Below are 19,079 nucleotides of genomic sequence, written 5' to 3' on the forward strand. Positions count from 1 at the left end.
GTACGACCAAGGTCTAGTGCAACCCTCCGCGCGGCTTGGGCGAGTCTTGCCGTCCATACCCGGCGGGCGGATGCGGACATGGATTACGAGGCTTTTTACCGGCGCTCGATCGAAGAGCCCGAGATCTTCTGGGCCGAGCAGGCGCGACTGATCCATTGGCAGACCCCGCCGCAGCAGGTGCTCGATTATTCGCGCCCGCCGTTCCGCCGCTGGTTCGTCGGCGGCACCACCAACCTCTGCTACAACGCGGTGGACCGGCACCTGGCCGAGCGCGGCGAACAGCTGGCGCTGGTGGCGATTTCCACCGAGACCGGCATTACCCGCGAGCTGACCTATCGCCAGCTGCATCGCGAAGTGAATGTGTTCGCCGCGGTGCTGGCCGCATTGGGCGTGCAGCGCGGCGACCGCGTGGTGATCTACCTGCCCAATATGGCCGAGGCGGTCTTTGCGATGCTGGCCTGCGCGCGCCTGGGTGCGATCCACTCGGTGGTGTTCGGCGGCTTTGCGGCGCACAACCTTGCATTGCGCATCGACGATGCACAGCCCCGCTTGCTGATCGCCGCCGACGCCGGCATGCGTGGCGGCAAGGTGATTCCGTACAAGCCGCTGGTGGATGCCGCGCTGGAAGAAGCGTCGTCGCCGCCGCCGCACGTGCTGATCGTCGACCGCGGACTCGATCCCCAGATGACCCGCGTGGCTGGCCGCGATCTGGACTACGCCGAACTGCGCAAGGTGTACGAGCAGGCCGAGGTGCCGGTGGCCTGGCTGGAATCGAACGAGCCGAGCTATCTGCTCTACACCTCGGGCACCACGGGCAAGCCCAAGGGCATCCAGCGCGACGTCGGCGGCTATGCGGTGGCCATGGCGATGTCGGTGCGTTGCATCTTCGATATCGCGCCGGGGCAGGTGATGTTCTCCACCTCCGACGTGGGCTGGGCGGTGGGGCATTCGTACAACGTCTACGGTCCGCTGATCGGCGGCGCCACTTCATTGTTGTACGAAGGACTGCCGACGCGGCCGGACCCGGGCATCTGGTGGTATCTGTGCGAGCGCTATGCGGTGCGCACCATGTTCTCCTCGCCCACCGGCATCCGCGTCTTGAAAAAGCAGGACCCGGAGTGGCTGCGCAAGTACGACCTGTCCGCGCTCAAGTGGCTGTTCCTCGCCGGCGAGCCGCTGGACGAGCCGACCGCGCACTGGATCACCGAAGGCCTGGGCGTGCCGGTGATCGACAACTACTGGCAGACCGAAACCGGCTGGCCCGCGATCACCCTGATGCCGGGCCTGGATCTGAAGCCGGTGAAGTTCGGTTCGCCGGGCCTGCCCGCGCCGGGCTACCGCATGAAGGTGATCGACGAAGCCAGCGGCGCGGAAGCCGCGGCGGGCAGCAAGGGCGTGCTGGTGTTCGAGCCACCGCTGCCGCCGGGCTGCCTCACCACGGTATGGGGCGACGACGAGCGTTACCTGAGCAGCTACTTCGCTCACTTCAACGAGCTGCTGTACAGCTCGCTGGATTGGGCGATCCGCGATGCCGACGGCTACACCACCATCCTCGGCCGCACCGACGACGTGATCAATGTGGCGGGCCATCGCCTGGGTACGCGCGAGATCGAGGAATCCGTCGCCACCCATCCGGCGGTGGCCGAGGCGGCAGTGATCGGCGTGCGCGATGAACTGAAAGGCCAGGTGCCGGTGGTGTTCGCCACGCTCAAGCAGGACGCGGGCGCGCAGGCGGGGCAGGTGGCGCATGCCATGCAGCAGCGCGTGGTCGACCAGCTCGGCGGCATCGCCAAGCCGTCGCGCGTGTACGTGGTGAATGCGCTGCCGAAGACGCGCTCGGGGAAATTGCTGCGGCGCTCGCTGCAGGCGCTGGCGGAGCAGCGGGATCCGGGGGATCTGTCGACGCTGGACGATCCGGGCGCGCTGGAAGAGATCCGGCGTGCGCTGGAGCGTGGGCCGGATCAGGGCTGACGGGCATAAAAAAATCGCCCGCCCGACAAACCCCCGCCTGTTGGCGTACCGGGGGCTGCGGGCGGGCGAGTTCTAAGCAACGATCAGGCCGCGACAGCTTCCGCTTCGATCACCGGCATGCGGATCAGATGATCGAAGGCGCTGAGCGAGGCCTTGGCGCCTTCGCCCATGGCGATCACGATCTGCTTGTACGGCACGGTGGTGACGTCGCCCGCGGCGAACACGCCGGGGATCGAGGTCTCGCCGCGCGCATCCACTTCGATCTCGCCGCGCGGGGACAGCTTCAGCGTGCCCTTCAGCCATTCGGTATTCGGCAGCAGTCCGATCTGCACGAACACGCCTTCCAGTTCCACGCGCTCGCCGGCGCCGCTCTGGCGGTCGGTGTACGCCAGGCCGGTGACTTTCTGGCCGTCGCCCAGCACTTCGGTGGTCTGCGCGTTCACGATGATCCTTACGTTGGGCAGGCTGCGCAGCTTGCGCTGCAGGACTTCGTCGGCGCGCAGCTTGCCGTCGAATTCCAGCAGGGTGACGTGGCCGACGATGCCGGCCAGGTCGATCGCCGCTTCCACGCCGGAGTTGCCGCCGCCGATCACCGCCACGCGCTTGCCCTTGAACAGCGGGCCGTCGCAGTGCGGGCAATACGTCACGCCCTTGTTGCGGTATTCCTGCTCGCCCGGCACGTTCATGTTGCGCCAGCGCGCGCCGGTGGAAAGGATCACCGTCTTGGACTTCAGCGTGGCGCCGTTGGCCAGCTTCACTTCGAACAGGCCGTTCGGATCGGCCGGCGCGACCAGCTTCTCGGCGCGCTGCATGTTCATCACGTCCACGTCGTACTCGTGCACGTGCTGCTCCAGCGAGGCGGCCAGCTTGGGGCCTTCGGTATAGGTGACCGAGATGAAGTTCTCGATCGCCATGGTGTCCAGCACCTGGCCGCCGAAACGCTCCGCTGCCACGCCGGTGCGGATGCCCTTGCGCGCGGCGTAGATCGCCGCCGCGGCGCCGGCCGGGCCGCCGCCGACCACCAGCACGTCAAATGGCTTTTTGGCGTCGATCTTCCTGGCGTCGCGCTGGGCGGCGCCGGTGTCGAGGCGGGCGACGATCTGCTCGATCGTCATGCGGCCCTGGTCGAAGGTTTCGCCGTTGAGGAACACGGTGGGCACGGCCATCACCTGGCGCTCGTTCACCTCGTCCTGGAACAGCGCGCCGTCGATGGCCACGTGCTTGATATTGGGGTTGACCACGCTCATCAGGTTCAGCGCCTGCACGGTGTCCGGGCAGCTGTGGCAGGAGAGCGACATGAAGGTCTCGAAGCGGTACTCGCCTTCGAGGTTGCGCACCTGCTCCAGCAGCTCCGGCGCGGCCTTGGACGGATGGCCGCCGACCTGCAGCAGGGCCAGCACCAGGGAGGTGAATTCGTGGCCGAGCGGGATGCCGGCGAAGCGCACTTCGACGTCGGTGCCGACGCGGCTGATCGCGAACGAAGGCTTGCGCGCATCCTTGCCGGCGCGGCTCAGGCTGACCTTGTCGGACAGCGAGGCGATGTCTTCCAGCAGCCCGGCCAGTTCCTGCGAGGCAGCGCTGTCGTCGAGGGAGGCCACCAGCTCGATCGGGTGCGTGACCTTTTCGAGGTAGGCCTGCAATTGGGTCTTCAGATCGGCGTCCAACATGGTGGTTGCTCCGTTGTTTCGGGGAATTCGGGGTGAGCGCCGCGAGCACCTGGCCAGAGCCAGGCGTCGCGGGCAACTTGCGTCTTCGGAAAGCGGACCCGGCAGGACGCCGGGTCCGGAGCGGCCCGATGCAGCGGGCCGCGTATCGCGGAAAAGCGTGGCTTAGATCTTGCCAACCAGGTCGAGCGAGGGCTTCAGGGTCTTGTCGCCTTCCTTCCACTTGGCCGGGCACACCTCGCCCGGGTGGGAGGCGACGTACTGCGCGGCCTTCACCTTGCGCAGCAGCTCGGAAGCGTCGCGGCCGATGCCGTTGTCATGGATCTCGCACAGCTTGATCTGGCCTTCCGGATTGATCACGAAGGTGCCGCGCAGCGCCAGGCCTTCCTCTTCGATCATCACGTCGAAGTTGCGGGTGATGGTGCCGGTCGGATCGCCGATCAGGGTGTACTTCACCTTCTTGATCGCGTCGGAGGTGTCGTGCCATGCCTTGTGCGCGAAGTGGGTGTCGGTGGACACGCCGTAGATCTCCACGCCCAGCTTCTGGAATTCGGCGTAATGGTCGGCCAGGTCCTCGAGCTCGGTCGGGCAGACGAAGGTGAAGTCCGCCGGATAGAACACCACCACCGACCACTTGCCCTTGAGGCTGGCGTCCGTCACTTCGATGAACTTGCCGTCCTTGTAAGCCTGCGCCTTGAACGGTTTGATTTCGGTGTTGATCAACGACATCGGTTGTTTTCCCGTGTTGTGGTGGTTGGAAGCAGCAAAGATTAGCGCCGGCAACGGGATTTATCTAATCGATTGTCGGGATGGTGGTGATAGATGGCGACTATCGATAGCCGGCCCCGGCGCAAGACCTGGAGTCTGCGCCCGCCATCGTGACAGGAACGCGAGCCTGGTCAGGTGCCAGCGCGGCTGGCCTGGACGTCCACCACGGTGGCGGCGACCAGGTCGCCGCCCACGTTCACCGTGGTGCGCAGCATGTCCAGGATGCGGTCCACCCCCAGCACCAGGCCGATGCCGTCCGGCGGCACCCCGAAAGTGGCAAGCAGGCCGGCGATCAACGGCATGGAGCCGCCGGGGATGCCGGCCACCGCCACCGCGCTGAGCACGGCCAGCAGCATCAGCACGCACTGCTGGCCCAGCGCCAGTTCCACGCCGAAGGCCTGGGCCACGAACAGCACCACGCAGCCTTCGAACAGGGCGGTGCCGCTCATGTTCATGGTGGCGCCCAGCGGCAGCACGAAGCCGGCGGTGCTGGGCGAGAGCTTGAGCTGATCGCGGGCCAGTGCGAGCGAGGCGGGCAGGGTGGCGCTGCTGGAACTGGTGGAGAAGGCGGTGATCAGCACCGGCCGCACCTGCCGGAACCAGGCCAGCGGCGAGCGCCCGGCCAGCAGGCGCAGCCACAGCGACATGGTGCCGAACAGATGCAGCGCCAGCGCGAAGGCGCAACCGGCGGCGAACACGGCCAGGGTGAGCAGCGCATCGGTGCCGATCTTCACGATCACGCTGTAGATCATCGCCGGCACCGCCACCGGCGCCAGCCGCAGCGCGAAGCCGACGATGCCGGTCATCAGCTCGCTCACCAGATCCAGCCCCGCCTGCAGCCGGCGGCGTTTTTCATCGTCCAGCAGGGTGGCCGCCGCACCGACCAGGATGGCGAACAGGATCAGCGGCAGCACGTCGCCGAGCATGCCGCGATCGTTACCGACGAAGGCGCCGAACAGATTGCGCGGCATGAACATGTCCACCACCGCGGCCGGCGTCAGCGCCGGCCGCTGCTGCTGGCGCTCCACCGCCAGGTGCGCGCTGCCGCCGTATTCCTGCATCAGCCGCTCGCGCGAACCCGGTTCCAGCTGATGGCCCGGCTGCAGCAGGTTCATCATCAGCAGGCCCAGCGCCACCGCGATCAGCATGTTGGCCGCGAACAGCGCAAAGGTGCGCCCGGCCAGCGGCCCGAGGCGGCCGAGCCGGCCCAGCTGCGCCACGCCGGAAGCGAGCGAGGCGAATACCAGCGGGATCACTACGAAGAACAGCAGGCGCAGGAACACCTGGCCGAGCGGATCGAGCACGGTGGCGGCGAAGGCCTGCATGGCCTTCAGCGCACCCGGATAAAAGCGGCCGATGGCGAGGGTGAGCACCGCGGCGGCAATGCCGATCAGCAGGCCCTGGAGAATGCGTGTGGCAAGTCGGGTGGGTGTACTCATGCAAGCGAATGTAGGTAGCGATACGGCGCCCGGCGATACGCATATCGACGCTTGTGGTACGCGATTGGTGCGATCTTTGACGCGCCGCAGCACGGGTTGGACCCGCTCCGCGCGCTAAAATCGCCGCTTTACGCGGAGGTTCCATGACCCACAACGCATCCCCCGGCGCACGCTTCCGCGCCGCACTGGCCGAAGAGCAGCCGCTGCAGGTCATCGGTGCCATCAATGCCAACCACGCTCTGCTCGCCAGGCGCGCCGGCTACCGTTCGATCTATCTCTCCGGCGGCGGTGTCGCAGCCGGCTCGCTGGGCCTGCCGGACTTGGGCATCAATACGCTGGACGACGTGCTCACCGACGTGCGCCGCATCACCGACGTGTGCGACCTGCCGCTGCTGGTGGACATCGACACCGGCTTCGGCCCCAGCGCGTTCAATATCGCCCGCACGGTGAAGAGCCTGATCAAGTTCGGTGCGGCCGCCTGCCATATCGAGGACCAGGTCGGCGCCAAGCGCTGCGGCCACCGCCCGGGCAAGGAAATCGTTTCTTCCGGCGAGATGGCCGACCGCGTGAAGGCGGCGGCGGACGCCAAGACCGATGCGGACTTCTTCCTGATCGCACGCACCGACGCCATCCAGACCGAAGGCGTGGATGCGGCGATCGAGCGCGCCATCGCCTGCGTCGAAGCCGGCGCCGACGGCATCTTCGCCGAGGCCGTCTACGACCTGCCGACTTACCGCCGTTTCGCCGATGCGGTGAAGGTGCCGGTGCTGGCCAATATCACCGAGTTCGGCAAGACGCCGCTGTTCAGCGTCGACGAACTGCGCGAAGCCGGCGTCGGCATCGTGCTGTATCCGCTGTCCGCGTTCCGCGCCATGAACAGGGCCGCTGAGAACGTCTACCAGGCGATCCGCCGCGACGGCCACCAGCGCAACGTGATCGACACCATGCAGACGCGCGAGGAGCTGTACGACCGCATCGGCTATCACGATTTCGAGCGCCGCCTGGACGAGCTCTTCGCCAAGAAGGGCTGAGCGCCGCTTTCCCCACGGAGGCGCGCGCCGCCTTCGTCCATAGAGATTCATGCGTGCAGGAGAACCATCGATGAGCGAGCAAGTCCTCCCCAAGGCCAAGAAATCCGTCGCCCTGTCGGGCGTGGCCGCGGGCAATACCGCGCTGTGCACGGTTGGCCGCAGCGGCAACGACCTGCATTACCGCGGCTATGACATCCACGACCTGGCCGCCAAGGGCTGCTTCGAGGAGGTCGCCTATCTGCTGGTGCACGGCGTGCTGCCGAACTGGGCCGAACTCAACGCCTACCGCGCCAAGCTCAAGCGCCTGCGCGGACTGCCCGCGCCGGTGAAGAGCGCGCTGGAACTGCTGCCGGCCGCCACCCATCCGATGGACGTGATGCGCACCGGCTGCTCGGTGCTGGGCACCGTGCTGCCGGAGAAGGACGACCACAACCTCACCGGCGCGCGCGACATCGCCGACCGCCTGATGGCCAGCTTCGGCTCGATGCTGCTGTACTGGTACCACTTCAGCCACAACGGCAAGCGCATCGAGACCGAGACCGACGACGAGTCGATCGCCGGCCACTTCCTGCACCTGCTGCACAACAAGAAGCCTAGCGAGCTGCACGCGCACGCGCTGGACAAGTCGCTGGTGCTGTACGCCGAGCACGAGTTCAACGCGTCCACCTTTACCGCGCGCGTCATCGCCGGCACCGGTTCGGACATGTATTCCGCCATCACCGGCGCGATCGGCGCGCTGCGCGGTCCCAAGCACGGCGGCGCCAACGAAGTGGCGATGGAGATCATCGCGCGCTACCGCAACGCGGCCGAGGCGGAAGCCGACATCCGGGCCCGCGTCGAGCGCAAGGAGATCATCATCGGCTTCGGCCATCCGGTGTACACCGTGTCCGACCCGCGCAACGAGATCATCAAGGAGGTCTCGCGCAAGCTGTGCACCGAAGGCGGCAACCCGACCCTGTTCGAGGTGTCCGAGCGCATCGAGAAGCTGATGTGGGAACTGAAGAAGATGTTCCCCAACCTCGACTGGTTCTCGGCCAGCGCGTACCACATGATGGGCGTGCCCACCGCGATGTTCACGCCGCTGTTCGTTATCGCGCGCACCTCCGGCTGGAGCGCGCACGTGATCGAGCAGCGCCAGGACGGCAAGATCATCCGCCCGAGCGCGAACTACACCGGTCCGGAAGACCAGGCTTACGTGCCGATCGAAAAGCGCTGAGCGCAAGCCGTCCGGCACGGAAAGAAGGGAGCCCGCGGGCTCCCTTTTTTGTTTCCGCCGCATGGCATTTCGCATGTTCTTGCGTTTGCGTCAGCATCGTCTGCGGCCGGTGAAGAAGTGGCGGCCTTCCATTCACACCGGTTGTACGCGTGCTTCGCAGCAAGGAATCCGCATTCGGTGTCAACTTCCCCGGCCATCTGGACGGCCATACGCGCGGCCTGTCTTCGCACCCGCACGCCGCGTGCGAAGACGTTGCGCACCACGCCAGGAGGGCGCTATCCCAACCGTCATCAGGAGTGTGCGACCCATGAATAGATTCATCGGAAGAACGCGCCGGAGCAGGTTCGGCGCATCGTTGATCGCCGTCTTGTCCTTGCTGGCCGTCGCCGTCGGCGCGCAAGCCGCCGAGCAGGCCGCGTTGAAGCCCGACGCGGCCCTCACCTCGGTGAGCGCGATGGAGCTGCAGCTGCGCCCGCAGGGCGTGCCAAGCAATTTCGTGGTGACACCCAATGGTTATTTCGATCCTGCCTGCGTGCAGGAAGTGCATGAAGGCGAGGAGCTGCACAAGGACGGCAATATCCGCCGCGTCGACGGTTCGCTGCGCAAGCCCGCGCTGTGCTCGCAGCCGCACTTCGCGCTGAACGGCACGCGGATCGAGCCGAACGGGGCGGTGAGCTTCCCGGCCGCGCACAACCCGACCATCAACGGCTGGGTGATCGACACCAATTATTCCAGCAGCGTGGCGATCGGCCGCATCGTGGCCAGCTGGAAGGTGCCGAGCAACCCGACCACCTCGGCCAGCCAGGTGATCTATTTCTTCCCTGGACTCGAGCAGCTGCCGAACGTGCAGTCGATCCTGCAGCCGGTGCTGGGCTGGAACGGCTACAACGACCACAAGTGGACCATGGCCAGCTGGAACTGCTGCGTCAGCGGCACCACGTACCACAGCTCGCCGATCAACGTGTCGGTGGGCGACAGCATCACCGGCGACACCTTTTCCAATTGCGCGCCCGGCGTGACCTGCTCGACCTGGAAGATCGTGTCCAAGGACGTGACCAAGGGCACCAGCACCACGCTCACCACCAATCCGTATGCCACGCTGAACTGGGTCTTCGGCGGCGTGCTGGAAGCCTATGGCGTCAGCAGCTGCAGTCATTACCCGAGCAACGGCTCGATCGCCTTCACCAATATCGCGGTCTATAACCTGAACCAGGTGCAGATCGCCAATCCGCCGTGGACCAAGGACTTCCCGGTGGGTTCGACCAGCCCGCAGTGCAACTACGGCATCACCGCCACGGCGTCCAACACCACGCTGGTGTACTGAGCCGACGTGCCATCCGCGGGCGCGCCGGTTGCGGCGCCCGCGGATGTTTTTATCCGGCAGCGCGAAAAGCGCCGCTTCCTTCGCGCTTCGCGGCGCGTAGATGCTTTGTTGCTGACCGGCAGGCACAGGGCGTAACGCCGCTGTTACAGCGTAGCGAAGCGTGGCCTGCACCGAGTGGTGGCGGGCTGCGTCCGCCCTTGTTTTCAGCCCTTTGGGGCCTGCGCGCGTCTGCGCGGCGTAACACGATTGATGCACTCGGGCCCGCTGCCATTCCCGGCGTTCAGCGGCGCGATCGGTTTCGCGCCATGCAAGTGCTTGACTGCGCGCAAGGATTTCGCGCGATGCGAAACGGTGGAAGCCAGTGGCATGCATGTTGCCACGTCTGGAAGCCGCGTAGCTCGGCGTACCAGGGGGCCACTGTTCCGCAGGAGAGAGTCCATGCGCAAGACACTCATCGCCACGGCAATTCTGCTTGGCATCGGCTTGACGCTACCCGCCATGGCAGACGACGACAATTCGACCAACTCGCACAACAACAGCTCCACTCATACCCGGACCAATTCGAGCCAGGGCAACGACCGCAACAACATGGGCGATGCCAATGCATCGGCAGTGGGCGCGGCGTCCGCCAACAACGGCGGCACGGCCACTTCGGCGGTCACCAACTCGTTCAATAACAGCAAGGCGGTGGCGGTCAGCCGGCTCGACGGCACGGTGACCGATATCCAGGTCAGCGGCATCGGCAACGTCGCGCAGAACTGGGGCAATGCCAATGGCGCACGCGGCGGTTCCGGCGGCGATGCCTATGGCGGCTACGGCACGGGCGGCGGCGGCGGCTCAGGCGGCAGCGGCGGCAACGCGCATGCGCGCAGCGGCCGCGTCGGCGACAGCTCGGGCACCAGCGGCGGCGCAGCGGCAGGCGCGGGCGCGTGGGGCGGCGGCAGCGACGGCGACAACTACGGCAACGCCAGCGCGGATGCGCGCCGCAACAGCACCGGCGGCACCTCGACCGGCGGCAGCGGCGCATGGGCCGGCGGCTCGGCGACGGGCGGCACCTCGACTTCGACCAGCGGCAGCGCCACCGCCACCGGCGGCGCGAGCGGCGCGGCCGATGCCACCGCGGGTGCGGGCGGCATGGGCGGCGAAGGCGGCGTGGGCACGGGTGGCGGTGCGGCCGGCGGCGCCGGCGGCGCGGGCGCGGCGGGCGGCGCGTCGTGGGCTACGGCGGGCACCTTCGACATGTCCAACCACATGGAAGGCGCCGCGGCAGCGGCGGCAGGCGTGACCGTGATGGCGCAGAACAGCGGCGTGGCCGCGCTCACGCAGCAGAGCGTGAACGTGCAGGCCAACCTCAACGTCGGCCATTGATGTGCAACCGCGTGGCGGGGCCCACGCCCCGCCACGTTCGCGCAAGGGAGAACCGCCATGAGGAAGATCACAGCTGCATGCGGCGTCGGCATGGCGTGCCTGTCGCTGGGTGCATGGGGGCTGGCGCAGGCGCAAGCGGCGCCCACGTATCTGTCCGCCTCGCCCGCATCGGCCTATCGCGCGGCCGCGGCAGCGCATCCCGATGAAGTGAACGGCTTGGGCGCGCGCGTCGACAGCAAGGTGCTCGCGAGCTTGAGCGGCGGCGCCGACGTCAGCGCGAAAATGACCCTCGACGGCACGGTGAGCAACAACCAGGCCGACGACGTGGTCACCGGCACCAACTCGATCAGCGCAGGCTCCTTCCAGGGGGCCGCCGGCGTGCCGATGGTGATCCAGAACACCGGCAACAATGTGCTGATCCAGAACGCCACCATCATCAACGTGCAGTTCCGGCAGTAGCGCCATGAGGCCATGGCTGCCGGTGCTGCTGCTGTCCGCGCTGTGCTGGCACGGCGCGGCGCCGGCTGCGTCGATCACGGTGCCGGGCGCGCAGGGGCAGAGCCTCAGCCTCAGGCTCACCAGCCTGAAGGAAGCGCGCTTCCGCAACACCATCCGGCAGAAGTACGACTTCAGCTGCGGCTCGGCGGCGGTGGCGACGCTGCTTACCTATCAATACGGCTATCCGGTCGACGAGCAAGCTGCGTTCGCGCAGATGTATGCGCACGGCGACCGCGCCAAGATCGGCCGCGAAGGCTTCTCGCTGCTGGACATCAAGCGCTATCTCGCCGCCAACGGCTTCGATGCCGATGGCTTCGAAGTGCCGCTGGACAAGCTGCAGCAGGAACGCCTGCCGGCGATCGTGCTGATCGACGAGCGCGGCTATCACCATTTCGTGGTGGTGAAAGGCCTGCTCTACGACCGCGTGCTGATCGGCGACCCCGCGCTGGGCACGCGCTCGCTGCCGCGCGCGCGCTTCGAGGCGATGTGGAAGAACCGCCTGGTCTTCGTCATCCACAACCGCCGCACGCTGGCGGTCTTCAACAGCCCGTCCGACTGGCGCGCCGCGCCGCTGGCGCCGCTCGGCACCAGCATCGACCGCCGCGGCCTGGACGGCATCACCCTCCCCAAGCGGGGGCCGGGGGACATATGAGCACGCGCACGTATCGCGCCGGCCTGGGGCTGGCGCTGCTGGTCGCGACGGCGCTGGCGGCGCCGCGCGCTTACGCGGACGAGCAGGCCGTTGCGCAGTGGACGCCGGTAAGCGAGGCGCGCCTCGATGCGGCGCGCGGCGGCTTCGATCTCGGCACGGGCCTGGTGGCGTCGCTGGGGCTGGACCGCGTGGTGTACGTCGACGGCAACCTGGTCGCGTCCACCCATATCCAGATTCCCGACGTCGCGCATCTCACGCCGGCGCAGGCCAGCGCGCTATCGGCAGCCATCAATACGGCCGCGGTGGTGCAGGTGGGGCCTGGCAACGCGGTCGATCCGGCTGCGCTCGGCCAGAACGCCGCGACCACCGTGGTGCAGAACACGCTCGACAACCAGCGCATCGCGGCGATGACCACGCTCAATGTTTCGGTGAACACGCTCGGCGCGTTCCGCAGTCTGAATCTGGGGCAGAGCCTGCAGTCGGCTTTGAGCAACCCGCTCGGCCGCTGAGCATGAAGCCCCTCTCCCGTCGGCGACCCGAAGGTAGTCCCTGTGGGAGAGAGGGGTTGGGGTGAGGGTACGGCCGGAGTGGTGCGTTGCGCTCCGCCCGGACCCTCATCCGGCTGCCGCCACCTTCTCCCGGAGGGAGAAGGGTTTGCCTTGGGGAGTGAGAGAAGAAAGTGCCAATCAAGGAACCGGGGAGAGGGTGATGATCGGGAATCGTGGGGTAAGGCATAGCGTCGCCGCAGCCGTGGGCTTGGCGCTCATGGCCAGCACAGTCGCCGCGCAGCAAGCGCCCGCAGTGGAATCCGATGAACTGCACCAGCAGGTGAAAGCGCAAGGCGAGCGCCTGAATGCCATGCGCAGCCAGATCGCCGCGCAGATGGAACAGCTGGAAACCATGAGGCGCACGCTCGCCGCGCAGGAAGCCCAATACCGCGAGCTGCGCCAGGCAGTGGGCCTGGATGTGCTGGACCGTCAGCGTGCCGGCAATATCCGCGCGGCCGGCAGTTCGGCCACGGCCTTGCCGATGCCGGCCGATGCGGTGGCCGCTGCGGGCCCGGAAGACACGCAGCCCGTCGGCCAGGCGCCGCAGCGCGACTCGCGCCCGCCCGAAGTGGCGCCGATCTTCGACCAGCCCGGCGTGCTGACGCCGCCCGGCAAGCTGATCGTCGAACCCTCGTACCAGTTCGGTTATTCCTCGGCGGACCGCGTGGCGCTGGTGGGCTACACCATCATTCCGGCGATCCTGATCGGCCTGGTCGACGTGCGCCAGGTGAAGACCACCACGCAGACCGGCGCGATCGCGCTGCGCTACGGCATCACCAACCGGATGGAAGCGGAGGTGCGCATTCCCTTCGTGCATGGGCACACCGACACCATCAGCCGCGAGATTTTCACCGGCAGCGCCACCGACCGCGCCTTCGGCGCCAGCGGCAGCGGCCTGGGCGACATCGAGGCGACGCTGCGCTACCAGCTCAACGACGGCGGCGCCGACAAGGCTTATTACGTGGCCTGGCTGCGCGCGAAATCGCGCACCGGCCGCGATCCGTTCGAGGTCACCACCGACTGCGTGCAGCGCTGCGTGCAGAACGCCACCGGCACCGGCCTGCCATTGCAATTGCCTACCGGCAGCGGCTTCTACTCGCTGCAGCCGGGCGTGACCTGGCTGTATCCGTCCGACCCGGTGGTGTTCTTCGGCAACGTCAGCTACCTGCACAACTTCGCGCGCAACAACGTCAGCCGCACCCTGGTGCTGGCGGGCAAGGAGAACCTCGGCAAGATCCAGGTCGGCGACGTGGCCGACGTCAGCGTGGGCATGGGCCTGGCGCTCAACGAGAAGGCCTCCTTCAGCATCGGCTACGACCAGAGCTGGGTAGGCGTGACCAAGCAGAACAACCGTCGGGTGGCCGGTTCGGTGAAGACGGTGCTGGGCACCTTGCTGATCGGCGGCTCGTACCGCTTCAGCGACAAGCGCACGCTCAACTTCACCCTGGGCGTGGGCGTGACGCGCGATACGCCGGACGCGACGGTGACGGTGCGGGTGCCGATGATGTATTGAGCGCGCCGCGGCGGTGCTACAAGTTCGTCATTCCGGCGCAGGCCGGAATCCAGTAGCGGCAACATTCGGTTGTCGTGTCGCCGCTCAAGCGATGCTTGTGGCGTAGTCGCTCAAGCCAGCGCCGTCGTCACTGGATTCCGGCCTGCGCCGGAATGACGGGGTTTGGAGTGGGCGGCACACCCGTGGCCGCCCGTTTTCGACTCACGCAAGCTTCGCGCGCCGCTTCTGCACATACCACCCGCCGCCGCACACCGCGGCCACCAGCAGCACGTCCAGCGCGTAGCGCGCCCAGCCGTGCGCATCGAACCAGTCGTGCAGCAGGTGGTCGTGCGCGATCATGCGCGCGGCGGTCCAGGCGATCGCGCCGGCGCCGATGTAGACGATGACGGGGAAGCGTTCGATCAGCTTCAGGATCAGGGTGGAGCCCCACACCACCAGCGGCACGCTGATGGCCAGGCCGATGATCACCAGCACCATGTGGCCGCCGGAGGCGCCGGCGATCGCCAGCACGTTGTCCAGGCCCATCAGTGCGTCGGCCACCACGATGGTGCGGATCGCCGTCCAGAATCCCGCCGCGGCGCTCACCTGGTGTCCGTCGCCCTCGTCCGAGCGCAGCAGCTTCCAGGCGATGGGCAGCAGCAGCAGGCCGCCGACCAGCATCAGGCCGGGCAGCTTGAGCAGGTAGACCACCACGGCGGTCAGCGCCACGCGCACCGCCACCGCGCCGAAGCTGCCCCAGAACACCGCCTTCTTCTGCAGCTGCTTGGGCAGGTTGCGCGCGGCCATGGCGATGACGATGGCGTTATCGCCCGCCAGCACGAGGTCGAGCAGGACGATGGCCAGCAGGCCGGAGAAGAATTCGGGGGTGAGGAAATCCATGGCGGTTCATGTTCCTGCGCGCGGGACGAATGCAGCAACCACGAGCGCACGCAGCCTCGTGATTACCGCAAAAGTCTCGTTCCCGGCAGAACCGCTGCAGTGACCGGGGCGGTGCTCCGCCCGTGATGACGACCACTGCACGGACGCGCGCTGCGGCGCGTCCGGAACTACTCCCCTTTGGGATTAGTGCCCGCCATTGTCGGTGGCGCCGTGCATACCAGTCAAGCCAACACCCTTAAGCAAAAGGCTTTCCCTCGCTACAATGTGGCGGTTTTGCATCGACGCGAGCGGCCGCCGCCCGGCGGACGCGGGCCGGGCAATCTCTTCCTGGGTTCTCGACACATATGAATAGCGACTACCGCAAACCCCTTCCCGGCACCTCGCTGGATTACTTCGATGCGCGCGCCGCCGTGGAGGCGCTGCAGCCGGGCGCCTACGACACGCTGCCGTACACCTCGCGCGTGCTGGCCGAGAACCTGGTGCGCCGCTGCGATCCGGCGATCCTGGCCGATTCGCTGCGGCAGCTGATCGAGCGCAAGCGCGAGCGCGACTTCCCGTGGTTCCCGGCGCGCGTGGTCTGCCACGACATCCTCGGCCAGACCGCCCTGGTCGACCTCGCCGGCCTGCGCGATGCGATCGCCGAGCGCGGTGGCGATCCGGCCAAGGTCAATCCGGTGGTGCCGGTGCAGCTGATCGTCGATCACTCGCTGGCGGTGGAATGCGGCGGCTTCGATCCGCAGGCCTTTGCCAAGAACCGCGCGATCGAGGATCGCCGCAACGAGGACCGCTTCCACTTCATCGAGTGGACCAAGAAGGCGTTCGAGAACGTCGACGTGATTCCGCCGGGCAACGGCATCATGCACCAGATCAATCTGGAGAAGATGTCGCCGGTGATCCAGGTGCAGGAGGGAGTGGCTTACCCCGACACCTGCGTCGGCACCGACAGCCACACGCCGCACGTGGACGCACTGGGCGTGATCGCCATCGGCGTGGGCGGCCTGGAAGCAGAGAACGTGATGCTCGGCCGCGCCTCGTGGATGCGCCTGCCGGACATCGTCGGCGTGGAACTGACCGGCAAGCGCCAGCCCGGCATCACCGCCACCGACATCGTGCTGGCGCTGACGGAATTCCTGCGCAAGGAGAAAGTGGTCGGCGCCTACCTGGAATTCCGCGGCGAAGGCGCGGCCAGCCTGACGCTGGGCGATCGCGCCACCATCTCCAACATGGCGCCCGAATACGGCGCCACCGCCGCGATGTTCTTTATCGACGGCCAGACCCTCGACTACCTGCGCCTGACCGGCCGCAGCGACGAGCAGGTCAAGCTGGTGGAAACCTATGCCAAGGCCGCCGGGCTGTGGGCCGATACGCTGGCCGCCGCGCAGTACGAACGCACGCTGAGCTTCGATCTGTCCTCGGTGGTGCGCAACATGGCGGGCCCGTCCAACCCGCACAAGCGCCTGCCGACGGCCGATCTCGCCGCGCGCGGCATCGCCGGCGAGTGGCAGGAACAGCCGGGCCAGATGCCCGATGGCGCGGTGATCATCGCGGCCATCACCAGCTGCACCAACACCAGCAATCCGCGCAACGTGATCGCCGCGGCGCTGCTCGCGCGCAATGCCAATGCGCGCGGCCTTACCCGCAAGCCGTGGGTGAAGAGTTCGCTGGCGCCCGGTTCCAAGGCGGTGGAGCTGTACCTGAAGGAAGCGAACCTGCTGCCGGAACTGGAACAGCTCGGCTTCGGCATCGTGGCCTTCGCCTGTACCACCTGCAACGGCATGTCCGGTGCGTTGGATCCGAAGATCCAGCAGGAAATCATCGAGCGCGACCTGTACGCCACCGCGGTGCTTTCCGGCAACCGCAACTTCGATGGCCGCATTCATCCGTACGCCAAGCAGGCTTTCCTCGCTTCGCCGCCGCTGGTGGTGGCGTACGCCATTGCCGGCACTATCCGCTTCGATATCGAGAAGGACGTGCTCGGCGTCGACGCCAACGGCCAGCCGGTGCTGCTCAAGGACATCTGGCCCAGCGACGAGGAGATCGATGCGATCGTGTCCTCCAGCGTGAAGCCGGAACAGTTCCGCAAAGTCTACGAGCCGATGTTCGCGCGCAGCGGCCAGGGCGGCACCACGGCCGCGCCGCTGTACGACTGGCGCGCGCAGAGTACGTATATCCGCCGTCCGCCGTACTGGGAGGGCGCCCTGGCCGGCGAGCGCACGCTCAAGGGCATGCGCGCGCTGGCGGTGCTGGGCGACAACATCACCACCGACCATCTGTCGCCGTCCAACGCGATCCTGCTGGACAGCGCCGCGGGCGAATACCTCGCGAAGATGGGCCTGCCGGAAGAAGACTTCAATTCCTACGCCACCCACCGCGGCGACCACCTCACCGCGCAGCGCGCCACCTTCGCCAATCCCACCTTGCTCAACGAGATGGCGGTGGTCGACGGCGCGGTGAAGAAGGGCTCGCTCGCGCGCGTGGAGCCGGAAGGCAAGGTCATGCGCATGTGGGAAGCGATCGAGACGTATATGCAACGCAAGCAGCCGCTGATCGTGATCGCCGGCGCCGACTACGGCCAGGGTTCGTCGCGCGACTGGGCTGCCAAAGGCGTGCGTCTGGCCGGCGTGGAAGCGATCGCGGCGGAAGGCTTCGAGCGCATCCATCGCACCAACCTGATCGGCATGGGCGTGCTGCCGCTGGAGTTCAAGCCCGGCACCGACCGCAAGACCCTGGGCATCGACGGCAGCGAAACCTTCGACGTGATCGGCGCGCGCACGCCGCGTGCGGAACTTACGCTGGTGATCCACCGCCGCAACGGCGAACGCGTCGACGTGCTGGTGACCTGCCGCCTCGACACCGCCGAAGAAGTGTCGATCTACGAAGCGGGCGGCGTGCTGCAGCGTTTCGCGCAGGACTTCCTCGAAGCTTCGCAGGCGGCATGACCATGGCCCACGCTCCCCAGCTGCGCATTCCCGCCACGTATCTGCGTGGCGGCACCAGCAAAGGCGTGTTCTTCCGCCTGCAGGACCTGCCCGAAGCCGCGCAGGTGCCCGGCGCCGCGCGCGATGCGCTGCTGCAGCGGGTGATCGGCAGCCCCGACCCGTACGGCAAGCAGATCGACGGCATGGGCGGCGCCACCTCCAGCACCAGCAAGACGGTGATCGTGTCGCGCAGCACGCGCGCCGACCATGACGTGGACTACCTGTTCGGCCAGGTGGCGATCGACCAGGCCTTCGTCGACTGGAGCGGCAACTGCGGCAACCTGTCGGCGGCGGTCGGTCCGTTCGCTATCGCGGGCGGCCTGGTCGACCCCGCACGTGTGCCGCGCGACGGCGTGGCCGTGGTGCGCATCTGGCAGGCCAATATCGGCAAGACGATCATTGCCCACGTGCCGATGACCGGCGGCGCGGTGCAGGAAACCGGCGATTTCGAACTCGACGGCGTGACGTTCCCGGCGGCGGAAGTACAGCTGGAATTCATGGATCCGGCCGCGGACGAAGAGGGCGCGGGCGGGGCGATGTTCCCCACTGGCCACGTGGTGGACGACCTGGATGTGCCGGGCGTCGGCACGCTCAAGGCGACCATGATCAATGCCGGCATCCCCACCATCTTTGTCGAGGCCGCGGCGATCGGCTACACCGGCACCGAGCTGCAGGACGCGATCAACGGCGATCCGAAGGCGCTGGCGATGTTCGAGACCATCCGCGCGCATGGCGCGTTGCGCATGGGGTTGATCGGTTCGCTGGAGGAGATCGCCACGCGCCAGCACACGCCGAAGGTGGCGTTCGTCGCCGCGCCGGCGGACTACGTCGCTTCCAGCGGCAAGGCGGTGAAGGCGGGCGACATCGATCTGCTGGTGCGCGCCATGTCGATGGGCAAGCTGCACCACGCCATGATGGGTACGGCGGCGGTGGCGATCGGCACGGCGGCGGCGATTCCCGGCACCCTGGTCAACATGGCGGCCGGCGGCGGCGAGCGCTATGCGGTGCGCTTCGGCCATCCCTCGGGAACGCTGCGGGTCGGTGCCGAAGCGGCGCAGGTCGGCGGTGCGTGGACGGTGACCAAGGCGGTGATGAGCCGCAGCGCGCGCGTGCTGATGGAAGGCTGGGTGCGCCTGCCTGCAGTCTGATTCGGCGGGGGCGGGCGTTGACTGCCGCCGGATGCGGCGACATGGTTAGTGGTCTCGATCAGGCTTGCCAGGAGAGGGGCTT

The 19,079-nt window shown here is 67.4% G+C and carries 15 protein-coding genes; 11 read left to right on the plus strand and 4 right to left on the minus strand.

Annotated elements, in window-relative coordinates; genetic code table 11:
* The first annotated feature begins 78 nt into the window (after positions 1–78).
* Complete coding sequence (gene prpE, locus FHW85_RS12975) at positions 79–1,971, plus strand: propionate--CoA ligase (protein WP_168648507.1); 1,893 nt, start codon at positions 79–81, stop codon at positions 1,969–1,971.
* 83 nt (positions 1,972–2,054) lie between these two features.
* Here the strand turns inward: prpE and ahpF are convergent, their stop codons facing one another.
* The 3 genes from ahpF to FHW85_RS12990 all read right to left on the minus strand — a co-directional run bounded on the left by ahpF (position 2,055) and on the right by FHW85_RS12990 (position 5,842).
* On the minus strand, positions 2,055–3,638 hold the full coding sequence (gene ahpF, locus FHW85_RS12980) for an alkyl hydroperoxide reductase subunit F (protein ID WP_168648508.1): 1,584 nt from the start codon (positions 3,636–3,638) through the stop codon (positions 2,055–2,057).
* 162 nt (positions 3,639–3,800) lie between these two features.
* On the minus strand, positions 3,801–4,364 hold the full coding sequence (ahpC, locus tag FHW85_RS12985) for an alkyl hydroperoxide reductase subunit C (protein WP_167258465.1): 564 nt from the start codon (positions 4,362–4,364) through the stop codon (positions 3,801–3,803).
* Between the two features lie 170 nt (positions 4,365–4,534).
* The gene (locus FHW85_RS12990; protein ID WP_167258463.1) at positions 4,535–5,842 is read right to left on the minus strand and encodes a dicarboxylate/amino acid:cation symporter; all 1,308 of its coding nucleotides are present in this window, start codon (positions 5,840–5,842) and stop codon (positions 4,535–4,537) included.
* 143 nt (positions 5,843–5,985) lie between these two features.
* Here FHW85_RS12990 and prpB point away from each other — a divergent pair, with 143 nt between their 5' ends.
* The 8 genes from prpB (at position 5,986) to FHW85_RS13030 (ending at position 13,992) form a co-directional block, all read left to right on the plus strand.
* Positions 5,986–6,873 carry a methylisocitrate lyase gene (gene prpB / locus FHW85_RS12995; protein ID WP_168648509.1) on the plus strand — a complete coding sequence of 296 codons (888 nt, stop codon included), beginning with the start codon at positions 5,986–5,988 and terminating at the stop codon, positions 6,871–6,873.
* Positions 6,874–6,943: 70 nt separating this feature from the next.
* A complete protein-coding gene (prpC, locus tag FHW85_RS13000) occupies positions 6,944–8,089 on the plus strand; it encodes a 2-methylcitrate synthase (protein ID WP_168648510.1) in 1,146 nt (381 codons plus the stop codon).
* Positions 8,090–8,456: 367 nt separating this feature from the next.
* Complete coding sequence (locus FHW85_RS13005) at positions 8,457–9,413, plus strand: hypothetical protein (protein WP_168648511.1); 957 nt, start codon at positions 8,457–8,459, stop codon at positions 9,411–9,413.
* 438 nt (positions 9,414–9,851) lie between these two features.
* Entirely contained in the window at positions 9,852–10,781 is a 930-nt protein-coding gene (locus FHW85_RS13010) for a hypothetical protein (RefSeq protein WP_168648512.1), read from the plus strand.
* A gap of 57 nt (positions 10,782–10,838) precedes the next feature.
* Entirely contained in the window at positions 10,839–11,240 is a 402-nt protein-coding gene (locus FHW85_RS22390; RefSeq protein WP_246866749.1) for a hypothetical protein, read from the plus strand.
* Positions 11,241–11,244: 4 nt separating this feature from the next.
* A complete protein-coding gene (locus tag FHW85_RS13020) occupies positions 11,245–11,931 on the plus strand; it encodes a C39 family peptidase (RefSeq protein WP_167258453.1) in 687 nt (228 codons plus the stop codon).
* Positions 11,928–12,440, plus strand: a complete 513-nt coding sequence (locus tag FHW85_RS13025; protein ID WP_168648513.1) for a hypothetical protein — start codon at positions 11,928–11,930, stop codon at positions 12,438–12,440. Before FHW85_RS13020 ends, FHW85_RS13025 begins: the two co-directional genes overlap by 4 nt.
* 256 nt (positions 12,441–12,696) lie before the next feature.
* A complete protein-coding gene (locus FHW85_RS13030) occupies positions 12,697–13,992 on the plus strand; it encodes an acetate kinase (protein ID WP_246866750.1) in 1,296 nt (431 codons plus the stop codon).
* Positions 13,993–14,193: 201 nt separating this feature from the next.
* On the opposite strand, the gene FHW85_RS13035 is transcribed toward FHW85_RS13030, so the two are convergent.
* Positions 14,194–14,871, minus strand: a complete 678-nt coding sequence (locus tag FHW85_RS13035; RefSeq protein ID WP_167258448.1) for a TerC family protein — start codon at positions 14,869–14,871, stop codon at positions 14,194–14,196.
* 344 nt (positions 14,872–15,215) lie between these two features.
* Between FHW85_RS13035 and acnD the strand changes: the two genes are divergently transcribed.
* A complete protein-coding gene (gene acnD, locus FHW85_RS13040) occupies positions 15,216–17,810 on the plus strand; it encodes a Fe/S-dependent 2-methylisocitrate dehydratase AcnD (RefSeq protein WP_168648514.1) in 2,595 nt (864 codons plus the stop codon).
* A gap of 2 nt (positions 17,811–17,812) precedes the next feature.
* A complete protein-coding gene (gene prpF / locus FHW85_RS13045) occupies positions 17,813–18,997 on the plus strand; it encodes a 2-methylaconitate cis-trans isomerase PrpF (protein WP_168648515.1) in 1,185 nt (394 codons plus the stop codon).
* Positions 18,998–19,079 lie beyond the last annotated feature (82 nt).

It is taken from the genome of Dyella sp. SG609, from assembly GCF_012275375.1.
GTDB lineage: Bacteria > Pseudomonadota > Gammaproteobacteria > Xanthomonadales > Rhodanobacteraceae > Dyella_D > Dyella_D marensis.

Coding starts and splice junctions, on each gene's coding strand:
- FHW85_RS12990 (WP_167258463.1), bottom strand. CDS start 5,842: ATGAGTACACCCACCCGACTTGCCACACGCATTCTCCAGGGCCTGCTG.
- prpB (WP_168648509.1), top strand. CDS start 5,986: ATGACCCACAACGCATCCCCCGGCGCACGCTTCCGCGCCGCACTGGCC.
- ahpF (WP_168648508.1), bottom strand. CDS start 3,638: ATGTTGGACGCCGATCTGAAGACCCAATTGCAGGCCTACCTCGAAAAG.
- FHW85_RS13025 (WP_168648513.1), top strand. CDS start 11,928: ATGAGCACGCGCACGTATCGCGCCGGCCTGGGGCTGGCGCTGCTGGTC.
- prpC (WP_168648510.1), top strand. CDS start 6,944: ATGAGCGAGCAAGTCCTCCCCAAGGCCAAGAAATCCGTCGCCCTGTCG.
- acnD (WP_168648514.1), top strand. CDS start 15,216: ATGAATAGCGACTACCGCAAACCCCTTCCCGGCACCTCGCTGGATTAC.
- FHW85_RS22390 (WP_246866749.1), top strand. CDS start 10,839: ATGAGGAAGATCACAGCTGCATGCGGCGTCGGCATGGCGTGCCTGTCG.
- prpE (WP_168648507.1), top strand. CDS start 79: ATGGATTACGAGGCTTTTTACCGGCGCTCGATCGAAGAGCCCGAGATC.
- ahpC (WP_167258465.1), bottom strand. CDS start 4,364: ATGTCGTTGATCAACACCGAAATCAAACCGTTCAAGGCGCAGGCTTAC.
- FHW85_RS13020 (WP_167258453.1), top strand. CDS start 11,245: ATGAGGCCATGGCTGCCGGTGCTGCTGCTGTCCGCGCTGTGCTGGCAC.
- FHW85_RS13035 (WP_167258448.1), bottom strand. CDS start 14,871: ATGGATTTCCTCACCCCCGAATTCTTCTCCGGCCTGCTGGCCATCGTC.
- FHW85_RS13030 (WP_246866750.1), top strand. CDS start 12,697: ATGGCCAGCACAGTCGCCGCGCAGCAAGCGCCCGCAGTGGAATCCGAT.
- FHW85_RS13010 (WP_168648512.1), top strand. CDS start 9,852: ATGCGCAAGACACTCATCGCCACGGCAATTCTGCTTGGCATCGGCTTG.
- prpF (WP_168648515.1), top strand. CDS start 17,813: ATGGCCCACGCTCCCCAGCTGCGCATTCCCGCCACGTATCTGCGTGGC.